Origin of the sequence: Amycolatopsis panacis (assembly GCF_003600245.1) — a bacterium.
Lineage (GTDB): Bacteria > Actinomycetota > Actinomycetes > Mycobacteriales > Pseudonocardiaceae > Amycolatopsis > Amycolatopsis sulphurea.
The window spans coordinates 16,886-39,494 of record NZ_QZFV01000060.1 but is presented as its reverse complement, the minus strand read 5'-3'; the positions used below and the strand labels follow the sequence as shown (position 1 = coordinate 39,494).

Here is a 22,609-nt window from a genome sequence, read left to right as displayed (position 1 = left end):
GTAGGCGCATTCGGGCCGTATCCCTCGGTGTCGATTCTGTGTTCGTTTGTCCGGTTAGCCCTATTAAGGTGCGGAAAGGGGATACTCATGGGATCTACTTGATCGTCGCCTGTACACGGCGACGGAGTTCCGCGGGAAGCTCGTCGAGCAGCGGACGTACTGCGGCTCGGCGGGCTTCTTTCAGATGGGCCAGCAGATCCACCGCCGGATCCCACAACGATTCGTCGATGGCCGCGGCGCGGACCAGCTTCGGCAGCTGGTCTCGGGGCAGCAGGCTGAGCACGTGGTCGACGCGGGTCTTGTCGTCCAGCACGTATGCGGTGTAAAGCAGGCCCGCGCTGTCGAGCAATCCGATACTGCGCCGCACGGTGTCGTCCGGCAGGTGCCCGATGAACCGGCCCAGCGTGATCCAATCCTCGCGGGCGGCCAGTTCCCGTGCCACCGCCAGCACGGTCGGCAGCGGGATCCGGGTGATGATCGCCGTCGCCCGCCGTGGATCGAGTTCCGCGGCGACCGAGGCGAGAAACCTCGGCGACAGTCGTTTCGCCACGTCGATGCCGCGGGAAACGTCGACCAGCCCGGCGATTCGCGCGCACAGCAGCGGCCCGAACACCTTCTCCGCGATCCTCGCGAGCACCGGCGCGGGCAGCAGTCTGCTCGCCAGGGCCATGCGTTCCAGCACCACCCGGTTCGCGTCGAACAGCGTCGTGGTCACCTGTTCGCGGAACCGGCGTACATCGGACTGGTCGACTTCGGCGAGGTAGGCCAGCCTGGCAGGCTCGACGTCGAGCGCCCTGGCGAGTTTGAGGATCTCCGGGTTCACAGGCCGACCGCCTTCCGAACCGCGCCGCGCAGCAGGGCTGGTACGTACTTCAGGGCCTCCTCGCCGGCGTGGGCGAGCGCGTTCGCCTGCTGGTGCCGGGCATCCCGCAGGGCGGCGGCGAGGTCCTGCCGATGCTCTTCGGGCAGGGCTTCGATGCCCTCGGGCAGGGGACCGCCGAGCTGATCGGCCAGTGTGCGCTCAGCCATGGTGACCCATCATGCCGCAATGGGTGGACCTTGACTTTCGGCAGTGGCCGCCAGGTGCGCGGCCCTTGTAGCGTCAGTGGGGTGGAGGAGGCGGCCCGGCGATGGCGGCGTGTGACGCTCGACGTCGTGCTGTGGGCGTTGCTCTGCTTGATCGCGGTCGACGATACCTTCTGGGCGACCAACCAGGAGCTGATCTACGGCCTGGTCTCGGTGACCGCGGCGGTGATGACTGCCCGACGCTGGCCTGCCGTGTCGCTGGCGGTGACCGTGGCAACGTCGCTGGTCGTCTCGTTCGCCTGGCACTCGAAGGTCGCCACGTGGGAGTTCTTCCTGCTGGTCGCCCTGTGCTACCTGGCCGGGCTGCGGATGCCGAAGGCCCGCGCGGCGGTCGCGATCTGGGGCACGGTCGTGGTGGCCGGGCTGGCCGCCGCGGCCTTGCTGCCGGACGGTTTCGACGCCTTGGGCACCGCGCTCGGCATACTCGCGTTCGCCGGCATCGCCCCGTTCCTGGTGGGGCGGCACATGCGGCTGCGGAAGGAGCTGACGCAGGAGGGCTGGCGGCGGGCCGAGGAGCTGGAGAGCCGCTACCGTCTCGTGGCGCGGGAGACGCGGATGCGGGAGCGCGCCCGGATCGCCAGTGACATGCACGATTCCCTCGGCCACGAGCTGAGCCTCATCGCGGTGCGGGCCGCGGCGCTGGAGGTGGCGGCCGGACTCGACAAGCAGCAGAGCGTGGCCGCCGGGCAGTTGCGGGCCGGTGCCGCACAGGCGACCGAGCGGCTGCGCGAGATCATCGGCGTGCTCCGTGAGGACGCCGCGCCGGTCGAACCGGTGCAAGGAGACCTCGGCGAGCTGATCGACCGGGCGCGCTCGTCCGGGATCGAGATCGAAGCACAGCCGGTCGATCTCGATGGCGCACCGCAAATGGTCGCGCGCGCGGTCTATCGCGTGGTGCAGGAAGGCCTCACGAACGCGGCGAAGCACGCCCCGGGCGCCGCGGTGACGGTGACCGTCACCAGCTCCGCGGAGACCACGGAAGTGTTGGTACGCAACGCAGCGCCGCCTGCCGGGCCGTTGCCCGGGAGCTCGGGCCAACGCGGGTTGATCGGCCTTCAGGAGCGGGTGCGGCTGATCGGCGGGACGTTGCGCGCCGAACCGGTGGACGGCGGCTTCGAAGTCGAGGCACGGCTGCCGCACGCCGCCGCGCCCGCGCCCGAGCCCGGCGACGACGAGGTGGTCGGGCAGGCCGCGCGACAGCGTGAACTGGTCCGGCGCGATGTGCGGCGCAGCCTGGTACAGGCGATCCTGGTCCCGTCGGCCTTGCTCGGCGTCGTCCTCGGCGTGACCGGCGTGGTGTTCCTGGTGCAGTGGCACGAATCCAAGCTGTCCAGCTCGGCGTACGCCCGGCTCGAACCAGGGGAGCCACGCGAGAGGCTGGCCGCCTCGCTGCCTTCGCGGCAGCGCACCTCGCTCCCCGCAGCCAACGAACCACCGCGACCGCCGGGAGCGAACTGCGAGTATTACGGCACCGACCGGACCTGGCTCGACCTGAACAGGTCGGCCTACCGGCTGTGCTTCGCCGACGGCCGGCTGGTGACCAAGGACTTCTACAGTGAGGACGAACCGTGATCCGGGTACTGCTGGCCGACGATGAGGCGATGATCCGGGCCGGGGTCGCGGCCATCCTCTCCGCCGACCAGGACATCGAGGTGGTCGCCCAGGCCGCGGACGGGCGCGCGGCGGTGGAGCAGGCCCGTGCGACCCGGCCGGACGTGGTGCTGCTGGACATCCGGATGCCGGTGCTGGACGGGCTCGCGGCGGCCGAGGAGATCCGGCGCGCATTGCCCGGCACCGGTGTGCTCATGCTGACCACGTTCGGCGAGGACGCCTATATCGAGCGCGCGCTCGGCCTCGGCGCGAGCGGGTTCCTGCTCAAGTCGGGCGATCCGCGGGAGCTGCTCGCCGGGGTGCACGCGGTGGCCGACGGAGCGGCGTTCCTGTCGCCGAAGGTGGCGCACCGCGTGCTCACCCAGCTCTCCGGCGATCGGCTCGGCCGGGCGTCGGCCGCGCGGGAGCGGGTGGCGGCGTTGACACTCCGCGAACGCGAGGTTCTCACCCTGCTGGCCGGTGGACTGTCCAATGCGGACATCGCCGGTCGGATGTTCGTGGTGGAAGGCACTGTGAAGGCGCACGTGAGCACGATCCTCACTCGCTTGGACGCCCGTAACCGCGTCCAGGCGGCGATCACCGCGTACGAGGCAGGCTGGTGTGATGGTTACCGGACCGGCGTGAACGCGGGTGGCTGCCAGGTGGTGATCGGTGAGTTGATTCGCCCGACAAGTGACGGCGGTACGATCCGAATCAGCGCCGACCGTGCGGTGAACGCAGCAGGGATTGCCCAGCAATGGACGGCTGCCTGGATGCCGGTAATCGTGTCCAGGCGGCGATCACCGCGTACGAGGCTGGTTACCGGACCGGCGTGAACGCGGGTGGCTGCCAGGTGGTGATCGGTGAGTTGATTCGCCCGACGAGCGATGGCGGTACGATCCGGATCAGCGCCGACCGTGCGGCGAACGCGACCGGGTTGCGCAGCAACGGACCTCCTGCCCCGGTGCGAATCGAAGCCTTCGCCACGAACTGGCTGCGCGGACGCCGTTCCGCGTCATAGCGCCGAAGTGCTTCCTCCACTGTGGACGAATCGGCACAGGCGGCGGCCAGCGACACGGCGTCCTCCAGGGCCTGGCAGCCGCCCTGTCCGAGGAACGGCGGCATGGCGTGCGCGGCGTCGCCGAGCAGGGCGATCCGGCCGTGGACGTAACCGGGTAGTGGGGTGGCCAGGTGGTGGGTGTCGTGCAGCAGGATCTCCGGGGTGGTGGCGATCAGCTCCGGCAACAGCGCGTGCCACCCGGCGTACCGCTCGGTGAGGTAGGCCCGGTTGTCCTCGTGCCGGATGCCTGCCGGGCGGGCTTCGGAAATCCACCAGTACGCCTGGTCGTCCGGTAACGGGAGTATGCCGGCCTCCGCGCCGGGTGCCCAGCTCGTGGTCATCCGCGTGGACAGTTTCGCGACCCCGCGAAACGCGGCGCCGCCGCTGTAGGCCACGCGCGCCGCCGGGTAAAGCGACTGGCGGATCGGGCTGGTGATGCCGTCCGCGGCCACCACCAGGTCCGCGCGCGTCGAATCCCGGCCGTGGTGGACGAGGCCGTCCGGCTCGGCCCCGGTGACCTCGACGCCGGTGCGCAGGCATTCGCCGGGCAACGCCGAGCGCAACGCCTCGATCAGGCTCGCGCGGTGGATCCCGCCGATCGGGAGATCCTCGTCGCCGAGCATCGCGTCCAGGTTCCAGCGGACGAGGCGGCGGCCATCCTGGCCGAGCAGTGCGCCGCCGCGCAGCCGGGAGATGACCGGGTCGACGCCCAGCGTGGCGAGTGCGCGCTGGGCGTTGGGCCACAACGAGATCCCGGCGCCGATGGCGGTGAACTCCGCTGCTCGTTCGAGTACGGTGACGCGCCAGCCCGCGCGGTAGAGCCCCACGGCCGCGGCCAGCCCGCCGATACCCCCGCCGACCACCACGGCGTGCTTTTCGTCCATGACCCCTCCTCTACGTCTGTAGAGGACTCTACACCTGTAGAGTGGTGAAGTGGATCGGAAAGCGAAGATCGGGGACGCCGCCATCGAGGTGATCGCCGCCGACGGCATGCGGGGGCTCACGCATCGCGCGGTGGACCGGGCGGCCGGGCTGCCCCCGGGGTCCACGTCGTACTACGCGCGCACCCGTTCCGCGCTGCTGGACCTGGCCGCGGAGCGGATGATCGCGCTGGACCAGGTCGAGGTCACGCCGCCGCCGGGCAGTCTCGCGGAATTCCTCGGCGCGGTGGTGTACGCCTCGATCACCGAAGGCCGCACGAGAATGCTGGCGCGCTACCAGTTCGCGCTCGAAGCTACCCGTCGTCCCGAGCTGCGCGTCAGCTATGACGCCGGGGGCCGGTTGCTGCGCCGCCGATGCGCGGAAGTCCTGGCCATCGCCGGATCAAGCGCCCCGGAAGCGCACACTCGCGTGCTCATCGGCTGGCTCGACGGGTCGATCTTCGACGCCCTGGCCGGCACGGGCTCTCGCCGGCCGCCCACGAAGGACGAGCTGATCGAGGGCGCCCGCGCCGTGCTCACCGGGCTGGGGCTGGCCGGCGCCTGAGCCTAGGCGTCCCGTCGTTTCAGCAGCATCGTGCCGCCGAACAGTCCCGCCGCGGCCCACGCGAGACACACCAGCACGCCGATCAAGGGGCTGTACGGTGGAACGCCGCCGAACAGCGGCTCGTTTTCCCCAGACGGCACCATCGAATAGATTCCCGCGAAGGCAGGAAAGTAGTCGCTCGCTTCGTGGAACACCGACTGAGAGAGCACCAGCGGCAACGGCAGCAGCAGCACGATTGTCATCACCAGAGTGCCTGCAGCGCTGCGTAGCATGAACGCGATTCCCTGGCACAGCAAGCCGAGCAGCGCGAAGTAGGCGCCCATGCCCAGCGCGGTCGACGTGGTCTGGCCGAACGTCGACGGTAGTCCTCCGCTGCTCATCGCCAGCGTCGCAACGCCTGTCCCGAGAGCGGAAACCAGCACTCCGAACGCGAACAGCACCGGCACCAGCACGGCTGCCTTCGCCACGACCACCCGCGAGCGAACCGGCACCCACTGCAGGGTAGACCGGATGGAGCCGCTGGCGTATTCGCTCGTCACGAACAACGTCGCCGCCGCGATCACGAAGAACTCGACGAGATACACCGCGCCGGTCAGGGCGATGCCGTGGGCCGCCTTTGGCTGATCTCCATCGGGTTGTTGCGAGATCCCGGAAACGACCGCGTAGAGCGTCATCATCAGCGCCCCGCTACCCAGACACCACCAAGTGGCGCGGACAGACCAGAACTTCGTCCACTCCGAGGCGATCGCGAGCTTTGTCACGCCGACACTCCGTATTCCACCGACGACGCGGTCAGTTCCATGTACGCCTGTTCCAGCGAGGCGGTTCGTTTGCCGAGACCGTGCAGCCGTACGCCGAGTTCGTGCGCGAGGTCGCCCACCTTGTCCACTGTGGAGTCATCGACCAGCAGTTCGTCGTCTTCGCCCGGACTCACGGACGCCCCCGCTGCACGCAGTTTCTCGGCGAGCGTCGTGCGTTCGCCGGGCGAAGGCACCCGTACGGACACGCCGCTGCGCGAATTTCCGGCGATGAACTCGTCCATCGGTGCGTCGGCGAGCAGCTTGCCTTTGCCGATCACGAGGAGGTGGCCGGCGGTCAGCTGCATCTCGCTCATCAGGTGGCTTGACACGAACACCGTGCGGCCCTCTTCGGCGAGTGACCGCATCAACTGACGGACCCAGCGCACGCCGTCCGGGTCGAGACCGTTCACCGGCTCGTCGAACATCAGCACCCCGGGATCACCGAGTAACGCGCCCGCGATGCCGAGACGCTGGCTCATCCCGAGTGAGAACGTCCCGGCGCGCTTGCCCGCCACGTCGCTCAACCCGACGGTGGCCAGCACTTCCTCGACGCGCCGTGCCGGAATGCCGTTGCTGCGCGCCATCGCGAGCAGATGCCTGCCCGCGCTCCGGCCCGGGTGCACGGCCTTCGCCTCCAGCAGCGCACCGACCTCCCGCAGCGGATAGCGCAGCTGCTCGTACGGCTTGCGCTGGATCAGCACGTCCCCGGAGCAGGGGTGGTCGAGCCCCACCGTCATCCGCATGGTGGTGGACTTGCCCGCACCGTTCGGCCCCAGGAAGCCGGTCACCGAGCCAGGCGCGACGACCGAGGTGAGGCCGTTCACCACGGTCTTCGCGCCGTAGCGCTTCGTCAACCCACGAAACGTGATCATAGCCCCGAGTCTGCGCCACCGATGGCTCCGCGGACATCGGCTGACCGGCCGGGGATTCCCCCGACTTTCGGCCAGGGTCAGCGGGACCTGCGACTGATGTGCCGGGTCGGCGTGGCGGTGGCCGGGTCCTGGGGCCACGGGTGCTTCGGGTAGCGGCCACGGAGATCGGCGCGGACCGCGGCGTAGCCGGTGCGCCAGAAGGACGCCAGATCGGCGGTCACCGCGGCCGGGCGGCCTGCCGGGGACAGCAGGTGCAGCAGCACCGGCACCCGGCCGTCGGCCAGCGCCGGGGTTTGCGTCCAGCCGAAGGTCTCCTGCAGCTTGACCGCGAGCACCGGCTGGTCACCGCGGTAGTCCACGCGGTAGTGCGAACCGGATGGCACGGCGAGCCGGTCCGGGGCGAGTTCGTCCAGCCGGGCCGCTTCCGGCCACGGCAGCAGCCCGCGCAGCGCCCCGCCGGCGTCGATCCCGGCCAGATCGCTGCGCCGCCGTACTCCGGACAGGTCCAGCCATTTGTCCACTTCGGATAGCAGTGTGTCGTCGTCCACCGGTGGCCACGGCGGGCCGAGCGCCCGGTGCAGGAACGCCATCCGCTCCCGGAGCCTGGTGGCGTCCTGGCTCCAGCGCAGCAGGCCCAGCCCCTCGGCGCGGAGCCCGGCGAGCAGGGCGGCCTGGCGCAGCGCCGGGTCCGGATTCCGGAGTGGACGTTCCGAAAGGACGATCGAGCCCAGCCGGCGGATCCTCCGCGCCACCACGTCGCCGTCCCAGTGCACTTCGTCCACTTCGGACAACAGCGCCGGTGCGGCACGGACGGCGAGTGCCTCGTCCGCGGTCGCGGCGAGCCGGATCGTGCCCTGCGCTCGTCCGGGATCACGGGTGGCCTCGGCGACGGCGAGCCATTCCGCGTCGCCCAGCCCGCTTCCGGCGGGTAGCTCGGCAGCGGTACCGCTCGCCATCAGGTACACCGGCGCTGAGCCGGAACGCTTGCGCGCCAGCCGTTCCGGATGCGCGAGCGCGACCACCATCGCGGGATCCGCGACGGCACCACCAGGACCATCGACCATTCCGGCCAGCCGACGGGCTTCCCGCTGCCAACGGCGGGCCGCGTCGTCGTGCGCGGAGCGCAGCCGGCGTAGCTCGGCCTCGACGTCGGTGAGCGTTGCTCCGGCGTCGAGCAGGGCGACCACTTCGGCCGCCGTGCGCGTGCCTGCCGCTGCCGCGCCGTCCAGCAACGCGCGGGCCAGCCGGGGGTGCAGGCCGAGGTCCGCCATCCGTTGCCCGCGCGGCGTGATCGCGCCGTCCGGGGTCGTCGCGCCGAGGGTGACGAGCAGGCTGCGCGCTGCGGCGAGCGCACCTTCGCCGGGCGGGTCCCACCAGGCCAGCCCGCTACCGTCCGGAGTGGACCAACACGCCAACTCCAAAGCGAACCGGGCGAGTTCGGCCGTGCGGATCTCCGGCTCCGGGTAAGCGGGCAGCGTCGCCTGCTCGTGTTCCGGCCAGCACCGGTAGGCCCGCCCCGGTGCCTCGCGGCCGGCTCGCCCTGCCCGCTGCTCGGCCACGGCGGCGGAGACGCGCACGGTGGCCAGCCCGGCGAGACCACGGCGATGGTCGACTCGCGGCACCCGTGAAAGCCCGGAGTCGACGACCGCGCGTACGCCGGGCACCGTGAGGCTGGACTCCGCCACGGCGGTTGCCAGCACCACTCGTCGCCGATCCCGAGGCCGGAGCGCTTCATCTTGCCGCGCCGCGGAAAGCCTGCCGTGCAGAGGCAGCACGTCGGCGTCCAGCCCGCCCAGCTGTGCTGCTGTGCGGGAGATTTCCCCGGCGCCAGGCAGGAAAGCCAGAACGTCACCGTCCCCTTCGGACAGTGCATGCCGGACGGTGGCGGCGACCGCTGCCTCGATGCGCTGTCCCCGGGCGGGTGGCCGGTAACCGACTGAGACCGGATACGTGCGAGCCTGCGCCGTCACCACCGGCGCGTCGCCGAGCAGCTCGGCCAGCCGTCCGGCCGCGACAGTCGCCGAGGTGGCCAGCAGCCGCAGATCGTCCCGCAGCCCGGCGCGGACGTCGAGGAGCAGAGCGAGCAGCAGATCGGCGTCCAGGTGCCGCTCGTGACATTCGTCGAGCAGCACAGTGGACACTCCGGGCAACTCCGGATCGTGCTGGACGCGGCGGACGAGCAGGCCGGAGGTGACGACTTCGATCCGGGTCCGCGCGGACACCTTCCGGTCGCCACGCACCGCGTACCCCACCGTCTCGCCCACCGGTTCACCCAGTAGCGCGGCCATCCGGGACGCCGCGGCACGAGCGGCGAGCCGGCGTGGCTCCGCGACGACCACCCGGTCTTCGCCGCGATCCAGCGCCAGCGGTACGAGCGTGGTCTTGCCGGTGCCCGGCGGCGCGACGAGCACCGCGGTGCCATGGTCGTCCAGCGCGCTCAGCACGTCCGGGAGCACGGCGCGGACGGGCAGGTTCGGGAGCCGTTCGAGGTCGGTCACTTCTCGGTGATCTCCGGAGGCGGCGGCAGCGGATAGTTCGACGGGCCGAGGTTGGCCTGCAGCGAACGCTGCCAATCGCCGTCGGAGATCATCCGCCTGATCGCTTCGTCCACCGCCTGCCGTCCGTCCGGATCGCCCCGGCGCAGGCCGATACCGTAGCGCTCGGCGGAGAACGTGCGCCCGACCACCCGCAGCAGCTCGGGGTTCTGCGCGGCGTAGCCGGCCAGGATCGCCGCATCCGTGGTGACCGCGTCCACCTGCCCGGCCAGCAACGCCGTGACGCAGTCCGGATAACGCGGGTACTCGACCAGCCGCACCTGCTGCGCGAATTGGTCGCGGACCGCCTCCGCGGGCGTCGATCCGCTGACCGAGCACAGCTTCCGGCCGTTGAGGCTTTCCGGCCCGACGATGTCGGTGGAGGTCAAGCGCACCAGCAGATCCTGCCCGGTGACGAAGTACGGCCCGGCGAAGCTCACCTGCTGCTTGCGCTTGTCGGTGATCGAGTAGGTCGCCACGACCAGGTCCACCGCGCCCGAGGCGAGATCCGATTCCCGGGTGGCCGGGGTGGTCTCGCGCCAGGCGATCCGGTCCGGCGGTACGCCGAGTTCGCCGGCGACGTAGGTGGCCACGTCCACGTCGAAGCCGGTGAACCGGCCGTCGATGGTGCGCTGCGACAGCCCCGGCGCGTCGAACCGGATGCCGATCGTCAGGTGCCCGGCCTCACGCGCCCGGGTGGTCAGCGGATCGTCCGGCGAGGCCGTGCCCACCCCGCAGGAAACGCAGCCGACCAGCAGAAAGAGCACCGCCAGCAGTCGGCGAGCCCGCATGATCCCCTCCGATCGTGCTGTCCGCTGCTCACAGAGTTCTCAGGTCAGGCGGCTAGCCTATGCTCGTGCGACGACTGCCCCAACCCGTGCTGGACACGATCGGCACGCTGGCCCGGCTCGGGCTGGCGGCCGTGTGGCTCGTGTCCGGGGGTCTGAAGATCACCGATCCGGGGCAGACCTACCTCGCGGTGCAGGCCTACGATGTACTGCCGCACGCGCTGGTGCGCCCGGTCGCGACCGCGCTGCCGCTGCTGGAGCTGGTGCTCGGGCTGCTGCTGCTGGTCGGGCTGGCCACGCGCTGGGTCGCGGGGGCCACGCTGGTGCTGCTGGCGGTGCTCATCGCCGGCATCGCGCAGTCCTGGGCCCGCGGCCTGAGCATCGACTGCGGCTGCTTCGGCGGCGGCGGGCAGGTGGCCACGGGGCAGACCGCGTACCCGCAGGAGATCCTGCGGGACGTCGGATTCGCCGTGCTCGCCGTGTGGCTGCTGGTGCGGCCGCGCACGTGGCTTTCCCTGGACGGCTGGCTCGGCTGGGGCCGTGGCGGGAACGGCGACGCGGGCGGGAACTCCGCCGGCGCCCCGGACGACTACTCCACGAACATCGCGGAAGGGAACTAGGAACAGTGGGTGGAGCTGCGCGCAACGCGCGGAAGAGCCGGCAGCAGGCGGCGGCCGCGAGGTCGGTCGCCCAGGCTCGGGGGCAGGCCGGTGGGGACCGGAAGAGGGTCATCGCGGTCGTGGTCGCGGTGGTGGTGATCGCCGCGCTCGTGATCGGCGGGGTGCTGTGGATCAATGCGAGCAAGAACTCGACCCAGGACACCGCGATCAAGCCCGGCGCCACGCCGACGCTCGGGGCCGGCGTGGTGGAGAAGCGCGACGGGGCGGTGATCTCGGTCGGCAAGCCGGGCGCGCCGAAGACCGTCGACCTGTACGCGGACTTCCTGTGCCCGATCTGCGGCCAGTTCCAGCAGACCTACGGGTCGCAGGTGGAACAGGCGATCAACGACGGCAAGCTGACCGTGCGCTACCACATGATGATCCTGCTCAACAACCGTTCCGACCCGCCGGGGTACTCGCTGGAATCGGCGAACGCGGCACTGGCCGCGGCCGACGCGCAGAAATTCACCGCGTTCCACGACGCGCTGTTCAAGAATCAGCCCGAGGAGGGCGGCCGCGGCTACGACAAGGCGCAGCTGATCAAGCTCGGCCAGGACATCGGCATCACCGACCCGAAGTTCGCGGAGGCGATCAACTCCGGCGCCAATGACCAGCAGCTGCAGGCGGCCTACCAGCAGGCCGTGAACGATCCGAACCTCCAGCAGGACTACCAGGGCCAGCGCAGCTTCGGCACGCCGACGCTCGCGGTGAACGGCAAGGCCATCCCGACCACGCCGGACTGGCTGAGCAAGGTGCTGGGCGGGACCGCGGGCTGACCTCGATCCGGTCATTCGCCTGTCCGGGCAGGACCCGTCCGCTACCCTGGCCGTACGGCTCAGGGGAGGGGCGGGTCTTGTCCGGTTTTCATGTCGACGACGGCGCGTACGAGAAGTACGCGCGGCAGGTCGATCCACTCGGTGACGAGGTGTGGCAGGCCGCGCAGCGGCATGTCGGCCCGCACGTGACACTCGGCGGGGACGGATTCTCCGCCATGGGGGACGAATCCGGTTTCGCCGGTGCGTACGGCGAGCGGATGCGCTTGCTGCAGCAGCGGTTGCACGCACTCGGCGGAAGCTGGCGTCAGGTCGGCGAGGCAGCCCGTGCCACGCAGGGCAATTTCGCCGCGGTCGAGCAGGAACACAGCGACATCGTGCGCAGGCTCGGGTGAGCACTCCTGTCGACCACCTTGTCCGCGGTGGCCTGGATACCGCCAACCAGTTCGCGGCCAAGCTGAAGCACGATTCCCCGGCCATCGACGGCGCGCGCGACGGGCACGTCGCGCTGCGGAACTCGGTGCGCCAGACCGGCGACCACGCCGCGACGCAGCGGGTGAACCTGGCGAACGCCAGCTCCGGCGGTACCTCCGAGCGGGCCGTGGCCGGCTCGCAGGAGCTGGAAAAGCATGTGCGGGACCTGCTTGAGGAGAGCGCGGAGATCGAAAGCGCGGTCGCCGAGGCGGCCGAGGCACTGCACGTCGGGGAGATCCGCAACGATCAGGTGCGCGACCAGACCGTGCGGGAGATCGCCGCGTCGATGAAGGCATTGCAGGCGGTCAACGGGATTCAGCCGCCCGAGAGCCGGGCTGCCGCGGCCCGGCAGGTCCTGATGCGGCTGCAGGCGAAGATCGGGCAGCTCACCGGGCAGGCGGCCACGTTCAGCGAGCAGACCCTCGGCAGGCTCACCGAACTCGGCGGGCGGCTCGGCGGTTCCGACGCGACCACCACCAGCAGCGCGGCACCCACCGTGCCGCATGCGTTCAACAGCAACGGCGCGCACGCCGGCAGCGGTGGTGGCGGGGGAGACGGCGGCGGTGGCAGTGGCGGGTTCGCGGGTAAACCGCGGCTGCCGGTCGCGATCCCGCCGCAGCCGGGTAGCGGCGTGGCGATCAACCTGCCGAACGGCACAACGGTGACAGCGCCCAACGAGACCGCGGTCAAAGCGGTGCGCGCCGCGTTGTCACAGCTGGGCGTGCCGTACGTGTGGGGTGGCACCTCGCGTGGTCAGGGTCTGGACTGCAGCGGGCTGACCATGACCTCGTATCAGGATGCGGGCCTGCAGCTGCCGCGCACCGCCCGGCAGCAGACGGTGGGTGCCGAGGTGCCCTCGATCGACCAGCTCGTGCCCGGCGATCTCGTGGTGTGGTCCGGACATGTGGCGATGGTGATCGGCGACGGGCAGATGATCGAAGCCGGGGATCCGGTGCAGGTGAGCAAGATCCGCACGACCAACAGCGGGCAGCAGTTCATCGGGTTCTACCGGCCGACGGGGTGAGAGATGGCGGAATTCGACGTGGACCTCGCCGCGGCGAGGGTCGCGGAACAGGCGGAGCGCACCGGGCAGGAGGCCGCGGCCCGGTTCGCGCGGACCGGTCCGGTGGTGGGCAAGGCGGAATCGGCGGGGGTGACCGTGGAGGTCGCGCCCGGCGGGCTGCTGACCGGGCTCACCCTGTCCCGTGGCGCGCTGCGGTCCGGATCCGATGCGCTCGCCGCGCAGATCATGGAGCTGTCCCGGCGGGCCACCCGCCGGGCCGGTGACCGGATGCACGAGGTGCTGGAGCCGGTCCTGGCGCCGGACCAGCTCGCCGAACTCGGCTACCGGCCGCTGCGCCCCGACGATCCGGACTACGACGATCCGGACGACTACTACCGCCGTGCGGGGCTGTCGTGATCAGCACTCGTGCCCTCGTCGACCAGGCGCGCGCCCGGGAAGAGGCACTCGGAAAGGTCACCGAGCTGATGGCCGCGGCCCGCGGTTCGGCGCACGCACTCGACGGCACCGTGGAAGTGACCGTCGATGCGCTGGGCGCCCTGCACCAGCTTTGGCTGGCCCCCTCGGTCACCACGACCGACCCGGCCCGGCTCGCGACGCTGATCCTGGAGGTCACCCGCGTCGCGATGACCGAGGCCACGCAGGACAGCTACAACAAGGTCGCACTCCAGCTCGGCGAGGACGTGACGCTGCTGATCGAGCAGCTCTCCGGTTTTCCGGCGCCGGCCCGTGCGGAGGATGACGACCCGGGCATGACGGTGGAGGAATTCCAACGGCGTCGCGCGGAACGGCGGGGCGGTCGGTAGGGGCGGATGGGTTGTGGGTGAGGGCGAGTGTGCTGGGTGGAGCCGGTTGTTGATGCGGGGTGCGGGTTCGGCGGGGTTTGGTGAGATCGGCGGGGGCGGTTGCTGATGTGGGTGGTGGGACGGGTGGTCCTGCGGGGACGGTTGGCCGGAGTTGCCGGTAAGGCGCGCAGGTACCGGTCGGCGTCGATTGCGCCGCGTACCTGGGCGGCGTAGCTGGTGGCGACCGCGTCGTAAGAGGTCCGGGTCTCGGCGGGCCAGGCGGTGTCCATTCCGGAACCGCACGGAGAGTGAGTCGTATGTGGTTTCGGTAGGGTGCCGCTGGGGGCACGGTCCTGGCGGACAGGAGGGTCCACTGTGCAGGTTCCCTCAGGGGATCGCGGCCCTAGCGTATTTCCCTTTCCCCGCCAAGCGATCCGGCCCGGAAACGCCCGGAAGACGGCCGGGGGAGGCAAAGTTCGGTCAAGTCCGGTTGTCGCCGGGGCGGGTGCTCACTAGCCTGTGCGCGACCGACGCCGGTGCTGGTGCGGGTCGGGTTTCCGGGCCGGCGATGCCGGTTCCGCCCGCTCTGTTCCTCCCTCACGAAGGGGAATCCCGGATGTCCGTCACTGCTCCCGCGAATTGTGCCGACCGGCTGGCGTACTTGTACGCCACTGTGGACCGCTGGGCCACGCAAAGCCCGGCAGGAACCGCCTTCTCCGCGCCGGACGGCGTTCTCGACTTCTCCGGGCTGGCCCGCCGGGCCGCGGCGATCGCGGCCGAGCTGGTTGCGGTGGGGGCAGGCGTGGGTTCGGTGGTGGGGGTCGCCACGGGACGGTCCCGGCTCGCCGCGGCCGGGTTGCTGGCGGTGTGGCGGCTCGGCGCGACCGCGGTGCTGCTCGACGAGCGGCATCCGGCCGAACGGCTCGCCTTCGTCCTCGCCGATGCGGGGGTGGAAGTGGTGTTGGCGCACAAGCCGTTTCCCGGTTCCGGTGAGCTGCCGAGGGTCGATCCCGAAAAGGGGGAAGGTGACTGGCCTGCTCCGGGGGTCGGGGAGATCGCATACGTGGTCTATACCTCTGGTACGTCTGGGCGGCCGAAGGGGGTGGAGGTCACCTATCGTGGCCTCGGGCTGTTGCTTGCCGCACTGGCCGATTTGGACCTGCCCTCCGGCGGGCTCGGGATCAACGCGTTGTCCCCGGCGTTCGACGGCTGGTTGTGGTGCACGCTGCTGCATTTGCTGCATGGGCAGGGAACCGCGGTGATCGACCTCGCCGAAGACGATCCGGAACATGCTGATCTGGCCGGTCGGATCGCGGCGATCGCGCCGCGCACGGTGTGCCTGACGCCTTCGCTGCTGTCCACTTGCACCAGTTCACTGTCTACTGTGGAGCTAGTGGTTGTGGCGGGGGAACGTTGCCCGCGCGGGCTGGCCGAGGTGCTGGCGAACGGTCGCAGGGTGCTCAATGTGTACGGTCCGACGGAAGCCACCATCGCGGCGACCTGGGCGGATACCGCGCGCGGCGACGACGTGTCGACGATCGGCCGTCCGTTGCCCGGCTACCGGATCTTCGTGCTCGACGAGAACCGCCGGCCGGTGCCGGCGAGTACGCCGGGGGAGCTGTACATCGGTGGCGGAGCGCTCGCCCGGGGGTATCGCAACCGGCCGGATCTGACGGCCGAAGCGTTTGTCTCGGTGCCGGAACTCCTTGGCGGAGAAAGACTCTACCGGACCGGTGATGTGGTTTCGGCCAGAGTGGACGGTCAGCTCGACTACCTCGGCCGGCTTGACGACCAGGTGAAAGTGCGCGGATTCCGGATCGAACTCGCGGAGCTGGAGAAGGTCGTCGAGGAACTCCCCGCGGTCGCGGCGTCGGCTGCGTTCGTCTTGGAGTCCGGCGAGGCGCTCGGGCTGGCCGCGGTGCTCGCGCCGGGGCACGATCCTGCCGGCGGGGCCGCGATCGTCCGCGAACACTGCCGTGTCAAAGTGCCTGAGCACCTGGTTCCGTCCACTGTCGAGTTTGTGCCGGCGTTGCCGGTGACCGCCAACGGCAAAGTGGACCGGGTGGCGTTGTGCCGTGCCGCGGCCGAGCGGTCTCCGGCCGGGCGTGAGCCGAGTACGCCGCGTGAAGTGGAGGTGTGTGCGGTGTTCGGTGAACTGCTGGAACGCCCGGTCGCTGACGTCGACGCGGATTTCTTCGAGTTGGGCGGGCATTCGCTGCTTGCCGCGCGGGTGGTCGCGGCGCTGCGGCGCTCGACCGGGATCCGGTTCTCGATCAGCGCGCTGCTGGCCAATCCGACCCCGGCCGCGCTCGCCAGGGAACTCGACCGGCGGGGTTCGTCCACTGTGGATCCTGTGAAGGTCGCGCCGTGGCTGGTTGCCTGGCATCCTGCGCCGGCGAACCGGCCGACGTTGCTCTGCCTGCCGCACGGCGGCGCGGGCTGTGGACGGTACCGATCCTGGCAGGGCCGGCTCGGCGACCGGATCTCGGTGGTCGGAGTCCAGCTGCCCGGCCGTGAGAATCGCTGGAGTGAAAGGCATCCGGCCACTTTCGCCCAAGCGGCCGAAGTCATCGTGGACGAAGTCGCCGAGCTGATCTCCCCGACGACGCCGTTGGTGATCTTCGGCGAGAGCTTCGGGGGCCTGCTGGGTTACGAGGTGAGCCGGCGCCTGGGCGAACGGGGTCGTCCGCCGTCGGCCTTCGTCGTCGCGGCCAGCGATCCACCGCACGTCTGGGCTTCCGGGGAACGGGAGTACGGCAGCGACGCGGTGATCGAACAGCTGCTGTCGCACAATTCCGCGACGGCAGGAGAACTCGACCAGGACAGCCGTGGTTACCTCGTCGACCTGTTACGCCGGGACGGGAATCTCGCCTCGACCTTCGCCCTCTCCGCTGAGCCGCGGCTGGCCGCGCCGGTGCACGCCTGGGGCGGGGATGCCGACGAGCTGGTCACCTCGGCCGCGCTCGATGAGTGGAAGGCTTACACCACAACGGAATTCGACCGTCGACAGTTCGCGGGCGGGCACACCTTCGGCACCGATCTGGCCGAGACCACCGTGCCCGCGCTGGCATGGCTGCTGACCACCGGGGACCTGCCGTGCTGATGTATCTGACCGACGACCGGATGTTCGAGGGCACCGGATTCCACGAACATCTGGCATGGCTGCGCGAACACGACCCTGTGCACCGGCATCCCGAACCGGCCGGGCCGGGCTTCTGGGTGCTCACCCGCTACCGGGACGCGCTGAGCGTCTACCACGACGCCGAAGGGTTCAGCTCCCGCCACGGCATGCGGCTGGAGACCAACCCGGCGGCGGTCGCCGCGGTCACCCAGCGGATGCTGATCGTCTCCGATCCGCCGGAGCACACCCAGCTCAAACGCGTACTGGCCAAAGGATTCTCCCCGTCCGAAATCCCCCATGCGCCGGAGCTGATCCGGCAGGTGGTGCGGGAATTGCTCGACGAGGCGCTGCGCGCGGGCGAGGTCGACATCGTCGAGGTTGCCCGCAGGGTGCCGACGCGGGTCGTCTGCGCGCTGATGGGCGTCCCGCGGGCGGAGTGGGATTGGCTGGGCGGCACCATGAACGCCGCGTTCGAAGGCGAGGACGAGAAGCGCAGGCTCGCCGCGCACGCGGAGATCTTCCTGTACTTCTCGGAACTGGTGACCGAACGCCGTGCCGCGCCCGGGGACGATTTCGTCAGCCGGATCGCGCGGGACCGGCGGTTCACGTCGGTCCAGGGGGAGACCCGTCCGCTGACCGACGAGGAGATCGTGGTCAACTGCAACGGGGTGCTCGCCGGTGGCAACGAGACCACCCGGTACTCGGCCGCGGGTGCGGTGCTCGCGTTGCTGGAGAACCCGGGAGAGTGGGCACGCCTGCGCGCCGGCGGCAGCGCGCTTCTGCCGACCGCGGTGGAGGAAGTGTTCCGCTGGACCACTCCCGGCGTGCACGTCCTGCGCACGGCGACCCGCCCGACTCGCATCGCCGGGACCGAGATCGCTGCCGGTGACCGCGTCACGGTGTGGAACATCTCCGCCAACCGCGACGAAGCAGCCTTCCCCGACCCGGGACGCTTCGACCTGACCCGCACCCCGAACAAGCACCTCGCCTTCGGCGGTGGACGGCATCAGTGCCTCGGCGCCCGCCTTGCCCGGCTGGAGATATCGATCTTTCTTGAGGAACTCGTGACCCAGGTCGGTTCGATCGAGCAGCTTGCCGAACCGGAGTACACCGCGTCGAACTTCACCTGGGGCGTCCGGAGTTTGCCGGTGCGGCTGGTTCCGGCGCGGTGATCGTGCTCAGGCCCGGCGGCCCTGCGCGGCCACGGTCATCCAGGCGTAGTCCACAAAGGACGGCGTGTCGTACGCCGCGTAGGCCTCGTCGAGGACTTCGCGGGTGATCAGGCCGGTGGTGAGGGCGTGGTCCTCGACCAGTTTGACGGTGTTCTTCAGCCAGGACGCCAACGGCTGCCCGCCACGCGCGGGCAGGATCAGGCCTTCGGCGGCGCAGTCGATCAGTCCGGCTTCCTCCAGCGGGACAGGCAGCGTGCGAGCCCATTCCGGGGCGGTGCCCACACGTTCGGTCATCACCCGCGCCAGCACCGTCATCGCCTGGCGGGTCGCCGGATGCGAGGACAGCTCCGGCAGCGTGGTGCCGATCTCGATCAGCAACCGGCCACCGGGCTTGAGCCACGACGCCAGGCGCTTGATCACCGTCGCGCGATCGGACAGATGCTCCAGCACGAACCGGGTGTGGATGAGGTCGAACTCGCCGGGCGCGTCGTCCGTGGTGACGTCGTGGTGCAGCACGCGGACCCCGAGTTCGGCCAGCGGGCCGAGGAAGGCGTGGCTGAGATCGGTCGCCACCACGTTCTCCGGTCCGGCCAGCTCGGCCAGCCGCGCGGCCACCGAACCCGCCCCGGCGCCGACCTCCAGGCACTGCCAGCCCGGCCGCACGCCGGCGCTGTCCAGCTGCCGGAAACTGAACGGGTCGAAGCTCTCCTCCAGCAACCGCAGCCGCCGGTGCTCGGCCTGCGCCGCGGTGTCGACGAAGTTGTTCCAGCCGATCGTCTGCGCCATGGAGCATTCCTCTTCGATTTCCAGGTCACCGGGACCCGCATGGTAGGCCGGAACGATCTTCGGCCGACAGCGTCGGCCCGGCCGCCTCAGTCCCGTTCGATCACGTGCCCGACCACATCCGGGCCCGGATGGGCATGCCCCGAACCGTCCCGCCGCAGGTCGATCTCCGGCAGCTCGACCGGATCGCCGTTCTTCGCCGCCCCGGCCGGCCGCGGGCCGATCCAGGCGACCAGCACCTGATGCTCACCCTTGAGGAAACGGTGCGCCCGGACCCCGCCGGTCGCCCGGCCCTTCGCCGGGTACTCGCTGAACGGGGTCACCTTCACGCTCTGCCCGGTGGCGGTCACCACCATCGGCTCGCCGTGCTCCTCGTCATCGGTGCGGATCGCGCCGAAGAACACCGCCGACGCCCCCGCGGACAGGTTGATCCCGGCCATCCCGCCGCTCTTGATGCCCTGCGGCCGCACCAGCGAGGCGGCGAACCGCAGCAGGGACGCATCCGAGGACAGGAACGCCAGCGTCTCCCCGCCGTCGGTGAGCCAGGTCGCGCCGATCACCTCGTCGCCACTCTTGAGCGAGATCACCTCGAACTCGTCCGAGCGGACCGGCCAGTCCGGCGAGCACACCTTCACCACCCCGGCCCGGGTGCCGATCGCCAGCCCCGGCGAGCCCGCCGCCTGCTCGCCGAGCGGGGCGATGCCGACCACCCGTTCGCCCTTCTCCAGCGGGACCAGCTCCTTCGCGGCCATCCCGCCGCGCAGCGAGACCGTGCCCGCCTGCTCGGGCAGCACCGGCAACGGCAGCACGTCGGTCTTGAACGCCCGCCCGCGGCTGGTCACCAGCAGTACCTGACCCCGGGCAGTGGTATGGACCACTGCGACCATGGTGTCGTGCTTCACCCGCCCGTTGCGGCGCCGGACCTCCGCGGACTCCTCGGACTCGGCGGCGGTGCGCGCGACCAGCCCGGTGGCGGAGAGGATCACCTGACACGGATCGTCGGTGACCTCCAGCGGACCGGACGGCTTGGACGCGGCCAGCACCTCCTTGAGGTCCCCGTCGATCAGCCGGGTACGCCGCTCGGTCGGAAAGTCCTTGGCGATCTTCGCCAGCTCGGTGGAGACCAGCTTCTTGAGCACCGACTCGTCCTCGAGAATGGTGGTCAGCTCGGCGATCTCCGCGCGCAGCCGGTCCTGCTCGCTCTCCAGCTCCAGCCGGTCATACTTGGTGAGCCGGCGCAGCGGGGTGTCCAGGATGTAGGTGGCCTGGATCTCGGAGAGCCTGAACCGCCGCATCAGGCCGTCCTTGGCCGCCGCGGCGTCCTCGCTCTCCCGGATCAGCCGGATCACCTTGTCGATGTTCAGCAGCGCGATCAGCAGGCCCTCGACCAGGTGCAGCCGTTCCTCGCGCTTGCGGCGCCGGTAGCGGGTGCGCCGGGTGACCACCTCGTAGCGGTGCTTGAGGAAGACCTCCAGCAGCGCCTTGAGCCCGAGCGTCTGCGGCCGGCCGTCGACGAGCACCAGGTTGTTGATGCCGAAGGACTGCTCCAGCGGCGTGAGCCGGTACAGATCGGCCAGCAGCGCCTGCGGGTTCACCCCCACCTTGCACTCGATCACCAGGCGGGTGCCGTTCTCCCGGTCGGTGAGATCCTTGACGTCCGCGATCCCGGTGAGCCGCTTGGACTTGTTGACCTCGTCGGTGATCTTCTCGATCACCTTCTCCGGGCCGACCCCGTAAGGCAGCTCGGTGACCGTGATCGCCTGCCGCCCGCGGCTGCCCTCCAGTGGCCCGGTTTCCACGATCGCACGCATGCGCACGACCCCGCGGCCGGTCTCGTAGGCCTTGCGCACCTCGTCGAGACCCAGCAGGCTGCCACCGGTGGGCAGATCGGGGCCGGGCACGTACTCCATCAGCTTGTCGAGAGTCGCCGCCGGATGGTTGATCAGCCACCGCGCGGCCCCGATCACCTCACCGAGGTTGTGCGGGATCATGTTGGTGGCCATCCCGACCGCGATCCCGGATGTGCCGTTGACCAGCAGGTTCGGGTAGGCGGCGGGCAGCACCGAGGGCTCCTGGAGGGAGCCGTCGTAGTTGGGCCGGAAATCGACGGTGTCCTCGCCCAGTTCGCCGACCAGGAGCATGGCTTCGGGGGACATCCGGGCTTCGGTGTAGCGCGACGCAGCCGGTCCGTCGTCTGGGCTTCCAAAATTTCCATGCCCGTCGATGAGGGGCGCATTCAGAGAGAAATCCTGAGCCAATCGTACCATGGCATCGTAAATCGCGGTGTCGCCGTGCGGATGGTATTTGCCCATGCAGTTGTGGACGACGAAACCTTCGACCACGAATTCGTGTTCTTCAGTGCCTACCTGGATGTCATAGGTGACGTTCGGCTCGACCGGCTCAACCGAGGCCACCTTGAGGAGTGAGAACCCGCTGAGGGTGTCGAGCCGTTCGGCGAGCGGAGAGCCGATGTGGCGCAGCTTCTCGATCCAGCCGTCCTGGCTCGCCCGGGAAAATGGAAAAGAGCGGTCGGCCAGCGCAGTTCCGTACCGGTCGTTGCCGTAGCGTAATTTCGTTCCGCTCGCCGCTGTCAGTGCTGCGTGGGATGGGTTGTCTTCTGATTTTCCGCTGTCCTTGAAGGCCATTTTTGCGAGATTTTCGAGACTGTTTTTCTTGTGGTCGACGGTGCTCCACGGAAGGAGCGCATGTGCGAGAGTCGCGGCGTCGGAACCGCTGAGGGACAGGCCCCACGGCGCCTCGGGACCGTCCGGTTCACGGCGACTGTGCATACCCAGGTCCGCGAGCATCGCGTAGACCTGCCGGACCAGTTCGCTGCTCATGGCGGCGTAGGTGATCGCCTGGTGGTTCTCCCGGACGTAACCGCCTCCGTCGAAAAGGCCGCCGAGGAAAGGAATCCAGGCCGATCGGTCCGCGAGGATCTCCGCCGGAACCCGCTTCGCGCCGCCGTGCTGGCCACTTTCGGTGATCGCCAGGCCGAGGAGGTAGGCGTATCGATCTCCTCCGGCAGGCGCGGCGGCGCGGCGGCCGCTTCCGTAGCCGAGCGTCAGCCGCCCGGTCAGGTCGCGGGCAGCCGTCCAGGTCAACGTCGAATCCTCGGTCACCGTCCGGAACCGCTGTCCCGGGGTGACGGTCATCGTGTGGCCGTTCGACCACGTGACGCGCACAAGTTCGGCAGGCGGGTTCTGGTAGACCTCGGTGACCGGCACGGCGGTGCCGTGACTGTCCAGTACCAGGTCGCCGATCTCGATGCTTTCGATAGGCCGCAGGCCGTCCGGTGCCGGCACCAGCGCGCCACGGACGAAACAGTCGCCGACCACGCGGGAGGACTTCACGTAGGCGTGGTTCGGCCGGTAGCCGTTCTCGTTCATCGAGTAGAGGATGCGGCGGTGTACCGGCTTCAGGCCGTCCCGCGCGTCGGGGAGGGCGCGCGAGTGGATGACCGAGTACGCGTACTCCAGGTAGGAGTCCTCGATCTCGGTTTTCAGCGGATTGTCGAAGACCTGCGCCCCCGGCTGGTCGAACGCGGTCGCGTCGATCTTGGTGGCGGTGCCCTTGTTTCGGCGGGCCATGGCTCACAAACTCCTT

General features: G+C 70.0%; 18 protein-coding genes and 2 pseudogenes. 11 read left to right on the top strand and 9 right to left on the bottom strand.

Annotated elements, in window-relative coordinates; translation table 11 throughout:
- Positions 1-94 precede the first annotated feature (94 nt).
- Together D5S19_RS04655 and D5S19_RS04650 are read right to left on the bottom strand one after the other, a co-directional pair.
- The gene (locus D5S19_RS04655; protein ID WP_120022085.1) at positions 95-823 is read right to left on the bottom strand and encodes a hypothetical protein; all 729 of its coding nucleotides are present in this window, start codon (positions 821-823) and stop codon (positions 95-97) included.
- Complete coding sequence (locus D5S19_RS04650) at positions 820-1,029, bottom strand: hypothetical protein (protein WP_098511095.1); 210 nt, start codon at positions 1,027-1,029, stop codon at positions 820-822. The genes D5S19_RS04655 and D5S19_RS04650 overlap by 4 nt, the downstream gene beginning before the upstream one ends.
- A gap of 81 nt (positions 1,030-1,110) precedes the next feature.
- Here D5S19_RS04650 and D5S19_RS04645 point away from each other — a divergent pair, with 81 nt between their 5' ends.
- Both D5S19_RS04645 and D5S19_RS04640 read left to right on the top strand, forming a co-directional pair.
- Positions 1,111-2,658, top strand: a complete 1,548-nt coding sequence (locus D5S19_RS04645; protein ID WP_233573716.1) for a sensor histidine kinase — start codon at positions 1,111-1,113, stop codon at positions 2,656-2,658.
- Positions 2,655-3,305 (top strand): annotated as a pseudogene (locus D5S19_RS04640) (response regulator); the annotation flags it as partial. The gene D5S19_RS04645 and the pseudogene D5S19_RS04640, both read left to right, overlap by 4 nt.
- 190 nt (positions 3,306-3,495) lie before the next feature.
- On the opposite strand, the gene D5S19_RS04635 reads toward D5S19_RS04640, so the two are convergent.
- Positions 3,496-4,620 carry an FAD-dependent monooxygenase gene (locus D5S19_RS04635; protein ID WP_120022084.1) on the bottom strand — a complete coding sequence of 375 codons (1,125 nt, stop codon included), beginning with the start codon at positions 4,618-4,620 and terminating at the stop codon, positions 3,496-3,498.
- Between the two features lie 49 nt (positions 4,621-4,669).
- Here D5S19_RS04635 and D5S19_RS04630 point away from each other — a divergent pair, with 49 nt between their 5' ends.
- Positions 4,670-5,221: a TetR/AcrR family transcriptional regulator gene (locus tag D5S19_RS04630; protein WP_120022083.1), complete on the top strand. Its 552-nt coding sequence runs from the start codon at positions 4,670-4,672 to the stop codon at positions 5,219-5,221.
- Between the two features lie 2 nt (positions 5,222-5,223).
- Here D5S19_RS04630 and D5S19_RS04625 read toward each other — a convergent pair whose 3' ends face one another.
- The 4 genes from D5S19_RS04625 to D5S19_RS04610 form a co-directional block, all read right to left on the bottom strand.
- Positions 5,224-5,982: an ABC transporter permease gene (locus D5S19_RS04625; protein ID WP_120022082.1), complete on the bottom strand. Its 759-nt coding sequence runs from the start codon at positions 5,980-5,982 to the stop codon at positions 5,224-5,226.
- Positions 5,979-6,893, bottom strand: coding sequence for an ATP-binding cassette domain-containing protein (locus D5S19_RS04620; protein WP_120022081.1), 915 nt, complete (start codon positions 6,891-6,893; stop codon positions 5,979-5,981). The genes D5S19_RS04625 and D5S19_RS04620 overlap by 4 nt, the downstream gene beginning before the upstream one ends.
- A 77-nt stretch (positions 6,894-6,970) precedes the next feature.
- Positions 6,971-9,391: an ATP-dependent helicase HrpB gene (gene hrpB, locus D5S19_RS04615; protein WP_120022080.1), complete on the bottom strand. Its 2,421-nt coding sequence runs from the start codon at positions 9,389-9,391 to the stop codon at positions 6,971-6,973.
- Complete coding sequence (locus D5S19_RS04610) at positions 9,388-10,218, bottom strand: glutamate ABC transporter substrate-binding protein (RefSeq protein ID WP_120022079.1); 831 nt, start codon at positions 10,216-10,218, stop codon at positions 9,388-9,390. The genes hrpB and D5S19_RS04610 overlap by 4 nt, the downstream gene beginning before the upstream one ends.
- A gap of 86 nt (positions 10,219-10,304) precedes the next feature.
- Between D5S19_RS04610 and D5S19_RS04605 the strand changes: the two genes are divergently transcribed.
- From D5S19_RS04605 to D5S19_RS04570, 8 genes and pseudogenes are all read left to right on the top strand, one after another.
- Positions 10,305-10,835 carry a MauE/DoxX family redox-associated membrane protein gene (locus D5S19_RS04605; protein ID WP_120022078.1) on the top strand — a complete coding sequence of 177 codons (531 nt, stop codon included), beginning with the start codon at positions 10,305-10,307 and terminating at the stop codon, positions 10,833-10,835.
- 5 nt (positions 10,836-10,840) lie between these two features.
- Positions 10,841-11,650: a DsbA family protein gene (locus tag D5S19_RS04600; protein WP_120022077.1), complete on the top strand. Its 810-nt coding sequence runs from the start codon at positions 10,841-10,843 to the stop codon at positions 11,648-11,650.
- A 77-nt stretch (positions 11,651-11,727) separates the two neighbouring features.
- Positions 11,728-12,042: a hypothetical protein gene (locus tag D5S19_RS04595; protein WP_120022076.1), complete on the top strand. Its 315-nt coding sequence runs from the start codon at positions 11,728-11,730 to the stop codon at positions 12,040-12,042.
- Positions 12,039-13,145 carry a C40 family peptidase gene (locus D5S19_RS04590; protein ID WP_120022075.1) on the top strand — a complete coding sequence of 369 codons (1,107 nt, stop codon included), beginning with the start codon at positions 12,039-12,041 and terminating at the stop codon, positions 13,143-13,145. Before D5S19_RS04595 ends, D5S19_RS04590 begins: the two co-directional genes overlap by 4 nt.
- Positions 13,146-13,148: 3 nt before the next feature.
- Positions 13,149-13,541 (top strand): YbaB/EbfC family DNA-binding protein, encoded by a 393-nt coding sequence (locus D5S19_RS04585; RefSeq protein WP_120022074.1) that lies wholly within the window; start codon positions 13,149-13,151, stop codon positions 13,539-13,541.
- A pseudogene (locus D5S19_RS04580) lies at positions 13,538-13,939 on the top strand (YbaB/EbfC family nucleoid-associated protein); the annotation flags it as partial. The gene D5S19_RS04585 and the pseudogene D5S19_RS04580, both read left to right, overlap by 4 nt.
- A gap of 604 nt (positions 13,940-14,543) precedes the next feature.
- Positions 14,544-17,030 (top strand): AMP-binding protein, encoded by a 2,487-nt coding sequence (locus tag D5S19_RS04575; RefSeq protein ID WP_120022072.1) that lies wholly within the window; start codon positions 14,544-14,546, stop codon positions 17,028-17,030.
- Entirely contained in the window at positions 17,030-18,220 is a 1,191-nt protein-coding gene (locus D5S19_RS04570; protein WP_120022150.1) for a cytochrome P450, read from the top strand. The genes D5S19_RS04575 and D5S19_RS04570 overlap by 1 nt, the downstream gene beginning before the upstream one ends.
- Positions 18,221-18,226: 6 nt before the next feature.
- Here D5S19_RS04570 and D5S19_RS04565 read toward each other — a convergent pair whose 3' ends face one another.
- Together D5S19_RS04565 and D5S19_RS04560 are read right to left on the bottom strand one after the other, a co-directional pair.
- Positions 18,227-19,006, bottom strand: a complete 780-nt coding sequence (locus D5S19_RS04565; RefSeq protein ID WP_120022071.1) for a class I SAM-dependent methyltransferase — start codon at positions 19,004-19,006, stop codon at positions 18,227-18,229.
- Between the two features lie 86 nt (positions 19,007-19,092).
- Positions 19,093-22,593, bottom strand: coding sequence for a DNA topoisomerase (ATP-hydrolyzing) (locus tag D5S19_RS04560; protein ID WP_120022070.1), 3,501 nt, complete (start codon positions 22,591-22,593; stop codon positions 19,093-19,095).
- Between the last annotated feature and the right edge of the window lie 16 nt (positions 22,594-22,609).